The following is a 14,471-nucleotide window of genomic DNA, read 5'->3' on the forward strand; positions in this document are numbered from 1 at the left end:
ACCCGGCATGACGGCGTCGCACATCGCTTGTCGTCACAGTTACCTCCATCAAATGTCGGATACGTAGGCTCCAAGCCTACAGAACCGACACTGATTCCAACACTGCACCTCGGCCCGGCCATCACCTTGGCAGGTCCCCGATAGTCGGACCACCGCGTTCTAGAGTCACGGTTTGATTGATTTCAGTCGATCTCGCAGCCCACGGGTTGGTGCGTGTGGGTGCATCGGGCAGCATACTCAGCGGGCGTCAGGTAGCCCAGAGACGAGTGCCGGTGTCGATGGTTGTGGTCGTCTTTGAAGTCCTCGATCACCACCCTCGCTTCGAGCAAGCTAGTCCAGTGATTTCGGTTCAGGCACTCCTTCCGCAGCCGATTGTTGAACGATTCGATGTGTCCGTTGTTCCACGGCGTCCCCGGCGGGATGTAGGAGATACCGACACGGTCTCGGCAGAACTGTTGCAGCACATGGGAAATGAACTCCGGACCGTTATCCATCCGCAGCACCAACGGCGGCCCGCCCCACAGCGCGAACGTCTTGTCGAGCTCGTCGGTCAGCCGCTGTGCGGTGATCGAACGCTCCACGATATTCAACAGGGACTGCCGGGTGTGTTCGTCGATCATCGACGCGATTTTGATCGCCTTCCCGTCGACGGTCGAATCGAACTGAAAATCCATAGCCCACACCACTTTCGGCGCATCGGCTTCGATTTGCGGGCACGAGCTGATACCGGCGCGTTTGCGTGGATGGTAGATCCGAACCTGCAGACCCTCCTCCTTCCAGAGCCGGTGCACCTTCTTCTTGTTCACCGCCACGCCCTGGTCGTGCCTCAGATGCGCCCAGGCGCGACGGAAGCCGTGCAGCGGATGCGAGCCTGCGTATGTCCGCAACGACGCCCTCAGAGCCGCGTCGGGATCCGCGGGCGTCTCGGCGATCGGTGTTCGTGCATAGGTGGAGCGGGCAAGCCCAACTGCTCTGCACGCCAGACGTTTCGACACACTCATCGTGTCCACGAGCATGTCGACGGCGCGGCGCTTGGCGGCTGGGCTCAGAATTTTCCCTTCGCTACCTCCCGCAGTGCATCCTTCTCCAGCTCGGCCTCGGCGAGCAGGCGCTTGAGCTTGCCGTTCTGCTCGCGCAACTCTTTGAGTTCCTTCGCGGCATCGGTGTCCATCCCGCCGTACTGACGACGCCAGTTGTACAACGTCGCCGCCGACACCTCGAGCTCCGCCGCGATCTCCTCCTGCGTCTTGCCCGCAGCCGTGAGCTCATCAGCACGGCGCAGCTTGCGCACGATGTCCTCGGCAGAGTTCCGCTTCCGTCCAGCCATGTTCTCCATCGTCCTATCCGCCCAGCTCATGGGCAACAAGACTCTAAAACAAGGTGGCCCCGTTCACTGGGGACACGCCAACCTGCCCAGTCCGTACACATCCACCTACATCCACACGAACGCTCACCGATGAGTTAGCGACGAGTTGTGACATTCTGTGACACCGAACGCCGGATCGAGCCGCCGAACCGGCAAAACCCCAGGTCACAAGCGACCCATAAACCCAGGTGGACGAACCGGGCTCGCGCAAGAAACGAGCGGCCGAAATAGGCCAAAAAGGGACGGCCCCAACCGTTTTCGCTGGTCAGGGCCGTCCGAACGAGCCTCCTAACGGGATTGAACCGTTGACCGCTCGCTTACAAGGCGATTAACTGGGGTTTCATTGTGTCCCAGTGTGTTTCGTGTCCTGACTCCGACCTGGTGTTACTGGGTCAGTGAGTGTCAGTGGGTGTCGGTTCGTTTGTGCCGAGTTGTGACAACCTCGTGACAAGTCGATTTCTCGCCGGCGTTACTCCCAAACGGTCAGACCTGCCTAAGACAGAGGCGGAGCCGTGTCTGTCCCTGACACGGCTACTGACGTCAGTTGCGGACTTAACCGCAGCCCGTTGCTCACGCGACGGAGTCGTTGACGACCGCGCTGGCCTTGACGTCACGCAGGATGCCCGCAATGACCTCGACGTCGCGGTCAGGGAAAAGGGAGTATGCCCCTTCCTTTGCGTTGTCGGTGAAGGGTGACTCGAACAATCGTGCGGGGTCCATGACACCGTTCGCGGTGAGTTCATCAACGATCAGAGTCACAAAGCGGACCTGGTTAACGTCGAAACGCGTTCGGTCAAGGTAACTCTCGAAGGCGTCCAGCGCCGCTTGGCGGTCAAGTCCGATCAGGGACCGAATGAACAAACCCAGCCCCGCACCTTCCTGCTTGGCCCGCTCAACATCAACGGCACCGGCCCCACTAGCGGCGAGCATCCCCTCAAGGGCTTCGAGGTCTTCGGTAGTGAGCTGCCTGTTGCGCCGCAGACGCTGAAGGGCAATGTGATCCTCGTGCTGTTTGAGGTAGGCGGCCGTCTTGGCTCGGAATCGTTCCCAGTTGGTTCCGGGTGTAACGCCGGGCAAGACCACCACGGACTGTTCACCGAAAGTGTCCTCGAAGTCGGTGTAGACCTTGGCCTTCTTGATTTTCTCCAAGAAACGCAGCAGGCCCCGCAGCCTTAACCGGGCGAGTTCGAGTATTGGCAGAGAGACATCGACCCACCACTCATCGCCGGCGATCTCGTCGAGGAGGACCTCTTGGGCTTTGACAGTGGGGATCGAGAGCTGACTTAGAAGACCCGTGGCGATGCTTTGGACCTGTTCACGGATGCGTTCGGCGGCGACTGCGTCACCTTCGAGCTGAGCGAGCTGACGGCGCAAGATCAGGAGGTCGAACCGTTTGGCGTCCTCGTCATCATCCTTGACCGTCGATGGCAGCCCGGCGAGGTGCTCCTCCACCTCAGTCGCCGCTTCCGGAGTCAGAGCTGTCCAAGAATCCCACTTGGCGTACCGCTCCACCCATCTGCGGTGCGGTCGCACGAGGAAGTTGTCGAGGGTCATGGCGGCGACGATGGTGTGCAACGTCTTCGCCGTCGAGACGCGCAGTTCGGGCTCGCTGTCGTCGAGTGCAGTGATCAGTGCCAGGCGGTTCTCGAAGAGTCGCTGATTGAGCGACTTCTGGGTCGAGCCTTCGGAACCGGGTAAGTTTTGGCTGAAGAACTCAAGGTTCCCGCAAAAATCGAAGACGAAAAAATCTGCCTTGTCCTGACCGGGACCGAACAGATCTGGGCGTAGTCGGGTTCCGCGCCCGATCATCTGCCAGAACTTCGACTTCGACCGCACCATTTTGAAAAAGACCAGATTAACCACGTCGGGAACGTCGATACCGGTATCGAGCATGTCGACCGAGATGGCGATGTGGGGAGCCTTGTCGGTCACGGAGAAGTCGTCGATCAGGGACTGCGCGTAGCTGATGCCGTGGGTAATGACACGCGCAAACTGCCCTCCGTATCCAGGGTATTGGACATCGAAGCGCTTCTGGATGAACTCTGCGTGGTCTTTGTTCTTTGCGAAGACGACGGTTTTGCCGAGTCGGTCACCGGAAGCAACCTTGTGGCCTTGATCCATCAGGATGGCGAGGACCTTGTCGACGGTGTCTTCGTTGAAGAGGAACCGGTTGACCTCCTCAGAGGTGACCTCGTCCGGTCGATCATCCTCGCCCCAGTCGAGGGTGTCCCACTGATCCTTCTCGTCATCGGTCAGGTCGGCGTATTTGATGCCCTGCCGCAGGAAGGTCGTCCCGACAGAGACTCCGACGGGTGGCACGAGGTACCCCTCGCCTACAGCTTCGTCGAGGCTGTAGGCATCGGTCGGGACCCCGTCTTCGAGGTGGAACAACCTGTACGTGTTGTGGTCGACTTCGTCTTTGGGGGTGGCGGTCAGTCCAACGAGGAGCGAGTCGAACCACTCAAAGATCGCGCCGTACTTCTGGTAAACGGATCGGTGCGCTTCATCGATGACGATCAGGTCGAAATATCCGGGCCCAAACTTGCGTAGATCCCCCTCGACGCCGTTGATAAGGTTCAGCATCGTCGGATATGTGCAGACGTACACCCGCCCGTCCGCGGACTTCTCTGTCACCAGGTTGACCGTCGTCGCGGAAGGCAGGCTCGCCTTGAATGCGTTGGTCGCCTGGTTGACCAGGGCCGTTCGGTCTGCCAGAAACAGGACCCGCTTGACCCAGTTGGCTTTCATGAGCTGATCGGCCAACGCAATCACCGTCCGAGTTTTACCTGACCCGGTTGCCATGACGAGCAACGCTTGGCGCTGTTTGCGGTCCAAAGCTTCGCCGACAGCTTTGATGGCCCGGACTTGGTACGGGCGACCAGCGATAGCCGTGTTGACCTCGGCTGTGTCCAGGGAAAGTCTGGTAGTGCGGCGCTGGATCAGCAGTTCTAGTTCATCGCGGGTGTAGAAACCTTGGACTTCACGGGGCGGGTAACCGGCAGCGTCGTCCCAGATCCAATGTTCGTAGCCGCTGGTGTAAAAAATGACGGGTCGGCGACCGAACTGCTTCTGCAGGCAGTCGGCGTAGAGCATGGCCTGCTGCTGCCCAACCTGAGGGCTCTTGGTTGTACGTTTCGCTTCGACTACCGCTAATGGCAAGCCGTCAGCACCCCACAAGACGTAATCGACGAAGCCCTTGCCGTCCTTGTTAGGCATACCGGCGACTTCGTACTCACGGTCGCGTGAATCGGTGAGGGGCCAACCGGCTTCGGCAAGCAGGATGTCGATGAAGAAGTCGCGGGTCTGTGCTTCTGAATATTCGTGATCATCGTGTGTAGTGTTCGCGGCCTGAGCGGCGGCGATCTGGATGCGGAGAGTCTTGATCTCCGCATCGTGTGTGGCGAGCAGGTCATCCTTCTCGGCCAACGCCTTCGCGTGTGCTTCGTCTTGTTCCACGAACCTCTGCGCCAGCTTCGCCAGCTCGTCACGGCTCAGGGGTGCCGCGCTCCGAGCGAGCGCAGGGTCGAACGTGGCCTTCGTCGGCACAGCCTGCGGGTTCGGCGAGTAGCGATAAGCCGCCCACACCATCACGTGGAACAGCTCCCGTAGCACCGCCTGCGAAACGTCGAGCCTGATCGGCTTGTTGTCATGGACGGCGGTATTGGCGACCTTGCGGATCAGGTTCAGCTTCTGCCCGATACCTAAACCCGCACACGCGGCGAAAGCTGCGTCGTTGATCTTCGCCGCCAAGTCGTCCCGATAGGGGGTCGGCAGGTTCAAGACCTGGTAGAGGTGGTTCACCAACCCCTCGGCCGCACGGCGGCTGTAGAAGCACGCAGAACGAGGGTCGCTAGTTAGGTACGACTCTGCGCGGGCGCAATCGGAGTACGCACCTGGCAGCGTGGTCTTCAGGAAGTCGAAATTTCCCATCAAAGTTCGCCCCGGAAAGCGCGTGATTGAACGGAGGCGAAGAGCTCTTCGTTGACAGCAAGCGCGCGTCTGACGGTCGCTCGGGTGGTATCTAACTTCAACTGTCGTTGTCCGAACTCGATCTGCTGGGAGATTGCCGGAACATTGATTCGGATCGGAACTAGATCTTGCTTGTTGAGTTGCGGAACGGTACTGCCGCTCGTGATTGTCGAAAGGTCAAACGAGCGGAACCATTCGTAGAGGTATTGACTGGTGACGACATCACTATTCGGCTGAATGCCCATCAGGTTGGGGTCCAATGCTGTCCGGCGCGTCGTGATTCGCTTCTTGTTGGTGGCAATCGACGCACCACGCTTTGGAATGACGACGGCACCAGCGCCGACGATTGCCGAACGCTCAGTGACGGAGCCGGTCCAGAGTGCAGTTGTTTTAATCTTTGCTTCGTTTCCGGGAGCATTCATGTCGGATACCTTCAGTAATAGCGTCCCGTGCGTCTGATCCGCGAAGGGCAATCCACCGGGCAGGCTGGCTCCGCCGACGAATGTAGCGACTTCACCGAGGGTCCGCAGGACGCCCTGCTCACTGCCGAAACTCTCGTGAAAGATCGCCCGCGCGAGTGCGTCCAAGCGGGCGAGATTCTGGCGGCGTTCGGCGCGGAGGGCGTCGGCCTGGTCGAGGATCGCGGCGATGCGGCGCTGCTCCTCAAGCGGCGGGATCGGGATTGCAATCGACTTGACTTGCTCTGGGCGGGCGCGAACCAATGAACCGCCGACGCCGGCGACAGTGTTCATGAACTGGCGGTGAAACAGGTCGCTCAGCAGCAGATGGCGCAAGTAGTTCGGATAAAGACTTCCGCTCCGAAAGACTATCCACTCACCGGACGCAATTTGCCTTCGGCCTTCGCGTGGACGCACGATCCTAGAGCGCCTTATGTGGGGGATGATCTTGGAGACCATCACGTCACCAGGCTGGACTATCTGCTTCGCCGACCCAATTTTCGACCCCAGCACTATTTCCGGTCCACCACGGTCGTGCGCGGGAATGCTGTAGAGCTCAAATTCCTCCTCGGGGAAAATCGAAGGATTCACCGAGCCGCCACGCGAAACCATAAACTCGCCGACTGGAACCGTCCTCACGACAGCATCGCCTTCAGATCGGCCAGTCCCTGGGCGATTTCGACCTCCAGTGCCTCGATGTCAGCAATGATGTCTAGCGGTGCACGGTGTTCGATCTCGTCGTGGACGACTTCTTTGTAGCGATTAACTGATAATTCGTACCCCTGGGCGACGATGTCGGCCTTCGGAACGCAGAACGACTGTTCTGTGCGACCGCGATTCAGTTCCGAGCCGCCACGGTCGACCCATCGTGCGAGCACGTCTGGGAGGTTGTTCGCCTCGACGGGGTTTCGCTTGTCGTCGAGGGCGAAGCCGTCGGCCTCAACGTCATAGAACCATACGTGGTCGGTTCCGCCGGAGTTGGTTTTGGTGAAGAAGAGGATTGCGGTCGAGACGCCCGAATAAGGGCGGAATACTCCGGACGGCAGCTTCACTACCGCGTCCAGTTTCTGGTCCTCGACCAAAATCCTCCTCAACTCTTTGTGCGCCTTCGACGCCCCGAAGAGGACGCCGTCGGGGACGATAACTGCTGCCCGGCCACCGGGCTTGAGCAGCTTTAAAAAGAGGGCCAGGAACAGTAGTTCGGTCTTCTTGGTTTTGACGATCCGCTGCAGGTCCTTGCTGGTGGCCTCATAATCGAGCGACCCAGCGAACGGCGGATTGGCCAGGATTAGCGTGTACTTTTCGGTGTCTTCGCTCGCACCCTCAGAGAGTGAGTCGCGGTAACGAATATCGGGGGCTTCGATGCCGTGGAGCAGCATGTTCATGCTGCCGATGCGCAGCATTACGTTGTCGAAATCGTAGCCATGGAACATCGACCGGTGGAAATGGTTGCGTTGGGTCGGTTCGGTCAAGGCTGAGGGGTGCGTTTCCCGGACATACTCCGAGGCGGCCACCAAGAACCCAGCGGTTCCGCAGGCAGGATCGCAGATTTCGTCAGTCGGTGTCGGGGCGGTCATCGCCACCATCAGGTTGATGATGTGGCGCGGGGTCCGGAATTGGCCATTGACGCCTGCGCTGGCGATCTTCGACAGCAGGTACTCGTAGAGGTCGCCGTTGGTGTCGCGCTCGACCATCGGGATGTCGTCGAGCATGTCAACGACCTTCGACAACAGCGCAGGTGTCGGGATGGTGAACCGAGCGTCTTTCATGTGCTCGGAGTACGTGGAGCCGTCACCGCCGAGTGCGCGCAGAAACGGGAAGACTTGTTCCCCGACTATGTTGAACATCACTTCCGCGTCAGCGTTCTTGAATCGGCTCCAACGCAGGTTTTCCTGACCGGGAAGGAAAATAGGCTCCTCGAGCTTGCCGGTAATGCGTGCTTTTTTCTCGGCCAGGATCTGCAGGTCGTCGAGTCGGCGGATGAAAAGCAACGAGGTCACCTGTTCGATCACCTCCAGCGGGTTGCTTATACCGCCCGACCAGAACGAGTCCCAGACACGGTCAATCTTGCTCTTGAGGTCACCGGTAATCACAAGGGGACCATATCGAAAGAGGAGCTTGAACTCGTGGGAACGGGACCGACACGCGGATGCGGTCACGGCCTTGCGCGTCGACCTGAAGAACTCGACTGCCACCTGGCCTCGCCGGCGTGCACGATCCCTCGACGGAGAGACGTCAACGTCACTTTTAGAATGTGAACGCTGCAGATGACGGGCCATCTGAGCCCGGTCGAGGGCTGCGAGATCGACTGAAATCAATCACACCGTGGCTCTAGAACACGGTGGTCCGACTATCGGGGACCTGCCACTCCCACCATTGTGTGTTGACTCGGATTGCGGTATCGGAGCGCTATGACGAGGCCACAGCAAGCCATTCCGGAACTGGCAGGGCGTCGGTGTCGATTTACGATTCCGACGCTTTCAGGCTCAGGGAGCCGCCTCGGGGTGAACCAACGATGGTTCCGCCGGAGAGTCGCGGAGGTGGCGGTACACCGTGGCACGACTGACTCCCAGCATCTTGGCGATCTCATCAGCTGTCAGACCTTTGCTGAGAAGGTCACGCGCTCGAACCACATCGGCCGCGGCGACTTTACTGGGCCTTCCCCCACGACGGCCCTTCGCCGCTGCGGCGACAAGTCCTGCCCGAGTTCGCTCGAGCATGATGTCTCGTTCCAATTGCGCGAAGGCCGCCATAATTGTCAACATCGCCTTGCCCATCGGCCCTTCGGTGTGTAGACCTTCAGTCACGCTCGCAAACGTCACTCCTCGGGCTGTGAGGTCTGAAATGACATCGAGGACGTGCCGGGTGTCGCGACCGAGACGGTCCAGCTTCCACACGACGAGTGTGTCGCCGGTTCTGAGGTGATCGAGACACGCGGCAAGCTGCGGGCGGTCCGCCTTGGCCCCGCTTACTCCCAGATCCGTGAACACCCTCAACGCCCCCGCAGTCGCCAGCGCGTCGAGTTGCAGCTGTGGATCCTGATCAACCGTGCTCACTCTTGCGTATCCGATGGCCGCCATAACCGTTCCTGTCTCACTACCCCATTACCCCACTGGTTTTGAAACTAGCAGATATGAGACAGGTTTTTGTGACACAACGAACTGCGACTGAGTGGGATCCTGACCGAACAAGCCGGGAAGCTGCGTTGTCTCATCAACCCATCGTTTTTGAGACTGCATTTCAGGCACCTGCGGTCGAATCCGCCAGTATCCCTAGTCGGTATGGTGATTGAGGTCTAATGCACTAGTGACGGTCATCATTTTCGCTCGTGCCGCTGACGGGTGCGTGGTAGCTAGCGACGGCAGACGAACAAGGGCAAACCCCAAGGACCCTGACGGCCCAAACACAATAATCAAAGACGACGTCAACAAGATTCCCGTGTACCGGCCGCTGTCCCAAGGAAAACACCAGGACGCCGGGGTCATTATTGCGACTAGCGGTAGAGGCGAGGTCGATGGCGTCAACGTGCATGCCTTGATTGCCGAGGTCATGCCAGACCTGCTGGGTTCCCCACAACAACTGTTTGACACTGCGAAGGCTCTGACAGTCGGCCGGGGTGCACTCGCCGCGCTTCAGGAGCGTGTGTATCGATGGAACCTAAGCAGGTCTTGCAGCTGCGCGAATCCCTGCCCCGACTTCGACCCGGAGGACTTTCCGGAAGTCGCGGGACCGAGCCATGCAGAATTCCACGATCCTGAAGGCCGAAACGACTGGTGCCGTGTCAGTGCGTTCTGGGAGGAGCCCATCAACATGTTGATTCAACCATTCGGCACTGCGGACGCGTTCGATCAGACGTTGCACGGCACACTAAGCCGCACAGGGCAGGTTACTGACTTACCGGTTGCCGAGCGGGCCTCGATTTACGGATCGCCAGGACCAGAGTCCTATGTACGTATGAGAGCCGCTGAGATGGCGGAGTCGCCCCTGCTTGGTGTCGAAGATGTCGCCCATGAGGTTCAGCACTTGCTCGCCACGGCGTATTGGGAAGCTGCAAAATTCTCTTCGGACATCGGGGGGCAGTTCCCAACTTTGGCAACGCCTTCAGTGGGGGGTGAGGGGAGGATCGCCTTGTTGGTTGCGAATGGGCAATCGCCCGTCGTCGTCACTGAACGGAGTGTGTCTCACGATGAGATCGAAAGCTGGCCGGTGTGGTCGTCGGGCTCCCTAGGGCCGCGCCCCGTTGACTAGAGAATGACTGGCAGGCCCTCAGTCACAAGCACCCTCTCGTACCGCCGTGTCTCGATGCTCAGATGAGGACACGCGCCCAACCACTCTGACAGTATTTGTCGCTGTGAGCGGTCCTTCATACGACTCAGAGGTAGTAGGCGCGAAACTTGCTGCTCGACGGTTCAAGAGCCTCATTTCGGCAGACGTGAACGAGGAGACAGGCGGGATCGGTTGGTGGTCGGTCTATCCGCTTTGGCCAACGCAGCGCGCCGAGCTATCCCACTACTTCGTGAGCATCGTCGGCGCTGTCTCGACAAATCTCGATGAGTCCGCCGCGCATCTGCACCATTACCGAGATCGTGTCGGTGCCGAAAACCAGCACCTCACACATCGCCATCAGGCTGCAGGCGGACGCGTCCCCGATTTACGCCACCGAACGGAGTTGGAACGCCTGCGGCTGGTCATGGTGCGCGCAGAGCAGGCAGCGTTCTTTCGATCCATTGGCTCAGTACTGGACACGCTGGCTGGGGTGGTAATTGCCACTGGAGCGTTGAAGATGGACCTACTCAAGGCAGATCTGGGACAGCTGAGAGTCGGATCCGACTCTCCGTTGTATCCACGAATACCCGGGCAGGCGGGTGGATCTCTCCGCCGAGCCCTAGATAGAGACGGTACTGCGGGTGGGGCAGCACAAGAATCATTCATGCAAAGCATCCGTGCAGCTGTCACGCATGCGGGGCCGACGGGATGGTTGCAGTGGACGCTCGGCACACGGAACCACTTCATTCACCGCTCACGATGGATGGATTTGCTCGTGCGGGATTGGCCGAACCGCCGGAAACTGCCTGTCTGGGTCAGGCCGCTACCGCGTTCGCCCAGTGCCGGCGAAGGGTCTTCACTCAATAACGCCGAGACGGTGAGCGACTCCTACCTGACAGAAGACGCCACGACAACAATGGAAGGGGTGCTGCTTTCGGTCGACGCGGTTGCGAAAGCGGTCTTCGAGTGCAGCTCTTCACTCTGGGCTCTGCGGCGTAGCGATCCGTTCCTGCTCTTCCAGCCAGGGACGCAGTGGCAGGGACAAGAGTACGCAACTCAGTTCGCGGGGTATCGTCCGGACACAGCGCTGGCCGCCTTCCAAGCCGCCGACGCTGTCGTTTTAAACCCAGTAGATAGTGCGCGCCTTGCGGCCTTGGCGCGGTCCAAAGAGCGACGCTTGTGATTCTCCGTCTCGACCTCCCGAACCGTGGTGGGTGGCAAGCCCCAAACCAGCAAGGTGACAGGTATGCGCAAGTTGCAGTACCGGAGTTCTTTCAAAGACCTTGATTGACGGGGGCTGCTTGGGGGATTTGCCTGACTCTGGTCTATCTTCTCGAGCATGTCTAACTTCGCTGACAAGTCCAGCGTCAACAGGAAGCTGCTGTTCGCCGTCATAGGACTGTCCATTGTGCTTGTGGTTGTCGCAGTGGTGTTCGTAGCGTCTACATTCTTCGGGGATTCGAGGTCTGACGACGTATTCGCGACATGTTCGGAAGCCCAAGGTGGTCTGACTCTTGACGGCGAAACGATAACGAGCTCTAACCCTGGCGGTGCCGGTGAACGCGGCACGGCGTACACCCGTGCTCGGGGTTGTCTGTTGGCTGAGACTGGTATGCCACCAAGTGTCGAGGATCGCATGATGTGGACAGGAACCGATGTGGGCAAGGACGACGGACAGTGGGAGGGATGGAAGGCGTCCTGGACCTACGATCTCGATGACGGACTCGTCCTCTCAGTGACCGCTGACTGATTGTGGCACTGTGCGAGGCAACCGAAAGCATGGGCCGAACTGCCTGTAACGCGAAAAGAGCCCGCAACATCACGAGAACAGTCTTCGCTGACCTTCTGGCCGGTGGCATGTTCGTCGACAACGGCTGTTAAGGCCGACCGAGTCGACAGCGTCTCGCAAGCGTCCGCCTGCTTCACAGTGTGTTCGGCCGTACTCACACAGAATTTCCGGTGGTGTGTCGAATTGGAAAAGCTGGGAGGTCGCCGATGTGGACCTTCCGGCCTGTAGGTATGCGCTCTTAGTACAGGTTCGGTACAGGGCAGAAGTTGCTTGAGGGGTGCCGTACTGCCTGACAGTTGAGACACATCGAGAGGTCAGCAAGCCGGGACGATGGGCCTCGAAGCGAGTCTCGTGGTCAGACGGCGACTCAATCCTCCGGTTTGAGGCCCAACAAGATCTGCGTGGCTGTTGTACCGAGTGCACGGGCTACGTGCTCGAGCTCAATCACGTCCAGCCTTCGTTCTCCGGACTCGTACTTGCTGACAAACGATTGTGGAACGCCAAGGGTCACCGCCACCGTGGCCTGTGTCAATCCTGCCTCGACCCTCAGCGAGCGGAGCTTCAGGCAGAGCTGCCTGTACTCGGCTGAGTAGATCGACTTTTCCACGGGACAAGGGCATCGCCTTGTAACCAAATATCCCAAAATCGGATATAGCCCACGATGTAGTTCGCGGGACAGTGGAGGGATCAGGCATGGGGTAGCTCGGGTGGCAGTGGGAACAGATTCGTTCGGTTTGCGCGACAAGGGGTCGGCGCGACGCTTGGCATGGCCGTCGTGTCGGCGGCGGCTGTGGCGGGTTGTGGAGCGACGAGTGACCAGGCACCGAGCCTGAGCATCCCCAGCACAGTGAACTGCACAGGAGCTCCAGGGGGAACGACAACGTCCCAGGTGGCCGAGAACATGACGCTCTCCAGGTTCGACCACTCGGGTATCGATCTGTCCGTGTCATTCGTCGACACTGTGCCGCGACCCACGTCTGAGTGGTTCAACGGACGTGAGCAACTCTCCGTTCTTCTAGTCCTGTCAGACCCCGCCAGAGTTAGTCCGACAGTCAATGTCACCATCGGTCCGAGCATCCAAGTCGAAGGGTCCTATTCGGCGTATGTGGAACAAGGCGACCGCGTCGTTGCTGAAGAGCTGGACGTAGATCAGAACGCCAACGTGATCAGCATTGACCTACCCGCGACGGTGACCAACGTCCTCGAACTTCCGAACGACCTAGTATTCAGCGGCTCATCGATGGTCAGCAGCATGTACTTCGAGGGTCCCTACCCGCGCTTCCGTGACGTCCTCGCACAAGAATGTTCGGCCGGAACTCGCTCGGTGACCACGGGGTCGCATCGGCAGCCGGTATCGCCCCCGTCTGGTCGAACGACAACAAGCGCGCAGGCGCAGGAACCTTCTTCCGAATGCGGCGTTGCCGCTGAACAGGAGGCCATCGCTGGTGGCCTAGCGAAACTCGGCCCCGAACCAATTACCGGACGATCATGGTCAGATGTTCCGCTAGCTAGCAATTTTGACCCATGCGCCGAGTTGTCGGCTGTCGTCGTGTCCATTGAGGGTGGTACTGGCAGCTCCCCATCCCACGCGCTGATGTTCAACCGGGGCATCTTCCAGGGAACAGCTACCTACGAGGCTCTGCCGTTCACGGATCTGGCCGCAGGTACCGGAGAATCGGACACGGTGACTCTCACATACCGAACCGGCCAATCGTGCAATGCGTGCTCTGACGGTGAGACTACTTCTGTCCGCTATCAATGGAATGGCTCCGCTGTCGAGATGCTCGATCTCCTTCCGCCAGAGCTGAGATGAGGGGGCTCAATCACCTCGGAACTTCCAGATCGACAACCGGTGGCCGTACCTTGGTGACTGACGCTACAGCCGCATACGGCGTGATGAACCAAAGGCAATATGTTCAAGGCATATGCAACCCGAGCCAGCCAGACCCCAATGCGCCATCCGACTACCTGGCAGAGCAATACCTACGAAACTGACTCTCCCCCGCCCGGGCGAGGAAATAGAGCCCACTGAGCCCGCGCTTGCCCGCTGATCAAACTTCACACCTTCGGACTACACGCTTGTGAAACCGCTGTGTTGAAAAAGGTGCGCAGACAGACGATTCACAGCCTGGATTGCAAAACCTCTCAGACCGCTTCTGCTTGTTCCTGCAGTAACCAGTGAAGCAAACCCTGTCGCGCTCATGACTATACCGCCAGGGCAGGGATCAATACTCACTTCTCCTCTCTCACTTCCCTTCCGGATCGGAAGGCTCGGCCCCAGCGGAGTCCCTGCCACAGAAATTGCAGTGTGCCCCTCTCTGACACTTGATATACATGGACTTGGGTCAATTCATACAGTCTTGGTACGGACAACAGCCGGGTCTACTTCGCTATATGGACTCGAAGGTGTCCAAAAATCAGCAGGTCAACGACTTGGGACACCTTTTCGGTACGCGGGCCCATAGCTAAGATCGCTAAAAATCAAAGCCAGCTGGATGAGGTTCACCCCGGATGGTGGACACCGAGATAGCGGGACCGATGGTTCCGCTGGAAGGATGTCCGCATGTCCCGCAAACGCAGGTCGTTCACGACCGAATACAAGGTCGAGGCCGCCCGTAGGGTG

Annotated in this window: 9 protein-coding genes; 3 read left to right on the top strand and 6 right to left on the bottom strand. The window is 59.2% G+C overall.

Translation table 11 applies throughout. The features are described from left to right. Positions 1-182: 182 nt before the first annotated feature. The 5 genes from MTX34_RS25275 to MTX34_RS25295 all read right to left on the bottom strand — a co-directional run bounded on the left by MTX34_RS25275 (position 183) and on the right by MTX34_RS25295 (position 8,873). Positions 183-1,327, bottom strand: a protein-coding gene (locus MTX34_RS25275) for an IS3 family transposase (RefSeq protein ID WP_374640496.1) whose coding sequence is annotated in 2 segments (ribosomal slippage) — positions 183-1,060 and positions 1,060-1,327 — 1,146 coding nt in all. Because the reading frame shifts where the segments join, the coding sequence is not laid out codon by codon here. Between the two features lie 609 nt (positions 1,328-1,936). Beyond that, the gene (locus MTX34_RS25280) at positions 1,937-5,296 is read right to left on the bottom strand and encodes a DEAD/DEAH box helicase family protein (protein ID WP_243611189.1); all 3,360 of its coding nucleotides are present in this window, start codon (positions 5,294-5,296) and stop codon (positions 1,937-1,939) included. Further along, positions 5,296-6,432, bottom strand: a complete 1,137-nt coding sequence (locus tag MTX34_RS25285) for a restriction endonuclease subunit S (protein WP_243611190.1) — start codon at positions 6,430-6,432, stop codon at positions 5,296-5,298. Before MTX34_RS25285 ends, MTX34_RS25280 begins: the two co-directional genes overlap by 1 nt. Then, a complete protein-coding gene (locus MTX34_RS25290; RefSeq protein ID WP_243611191.1) occupies positions 6,429-7,886 on the bottom strand; it encodes a class I SAM-dependent DNA methyltransferase in 1,458 nt (485 codons plus the stop codon). The genes MTX34_RS25285 and MTX34_RS25290 overlap by 4 nt, the downstream gene beginning before the upstream one ends. 393 nt (positions 7,887-8,279) lie before the next feature. Then, the gene (locus MTX34_RS25295; protein WP_243611192.1) at positions 8,280-8,873 is read right to left on the bottom strand and encodes a recombinase family protein; all 594 of its coding nucleotides are present in this window, start codon (positions 8,871-8,873) and stop codon (positions 8,280-8,282) included. A gap of 1,352 nt (positions 8,874-10,225) precedes the next feature. On the opposite strand from MTX34_RS25295, the gene MTX34_RS25300 reads away from it, so the two are divergent. Together MTX34_RS25300 and MTX34_RS25305 are read left to right on the top strand one after the other, a co-directional pair. After that, positions 10,226-11,242, top strand: coding sequence for a hypothetical protein (locus MTX34_RS25300; protein ID WP_243611193.1), 1,017 nt, complete (start codon positions 10,226-10,228; stop codon positions 11,240-11,242). Between the two features lie 156 nt (positions 11,243-11,398). Next, complete coding sequence (locus MTX34_RS25305) at positions 11,399-11,809, top strand: hypothetical protein (protein ID WP_243611194.1); 411 nt, start codon at positions 11,399-11,401, stop codon at positions 11,807-11,809. Between the two features lie 406 nt (positions 11,810-12,215). On the opposite strand, the gene MTX34_RS26095 is transcribed toward MTX34_RS25305, so the two are convergent. Further along, positions 12,216-12,773: a helix-turn-helix transcriptional regulator gene (locus tag MTX34_RS26095; protein ID WP_308198568.1), complete on the bottom strand. Its 558-nt coding sequence runs from the start codon at positions 12,771-12,773 to the stop codon at positions 12,216-12,218. On the opposite strand from MTX34_RS26095, the gene MTX34_RS26100 reads away from it, so the two are divergent. Continuing rightward, positions 12,738-13,661, top strand: coding sequence for an LppP/LprE family lipoprotein (locus MTX34_RS26100; protein WP_243611195.1), 924 nt, complete (start codon positions 12,738-12,740; stop codon positions 13,659-13,661). The genes MTX34_RS26095 and MTX34_RS26100 overlap by 36 nt on opposite strands. Positions 13,662-14,471 lie beyond the last annotated feature (810 nt).

The organism is Rhodococcus sp. ARC_M5, assembly GCF_022810405.1.
GTDB lineage: Bacteria > Actinomycetota > Actinomycetes > Mycobacteriales > Mycobacteriaceae > Rhodococcoides > Rhodococcoides navarretei.

What these genes read in the sequence shown, in the direction of transcription:
- MTX34_RS25280 (WP_243611189.1), bottom strand. Translation starts at nt 5,296, where the DNA reads ATGGGAAATTTCGACTTCCTGAAGACCACGCTGCCAGGTGCGTACTCC.
- MTX34_RS25295 (WP_243611192.1), bottom strand. Translation starts at nt 8,873, where the DNA reads ATGGCGGCCATCGGATACGCAAGAGTGAGCACGGTTGATCAGGATCCA.
- MTX34_RS25305 (WP_243611194.1), top strand. Translation starts at nt 11,399, where the DNA reads ATGTCTAACTTCGCTGACAAGTCCAGCGTCAACAGGAAGCTGCTGTTC.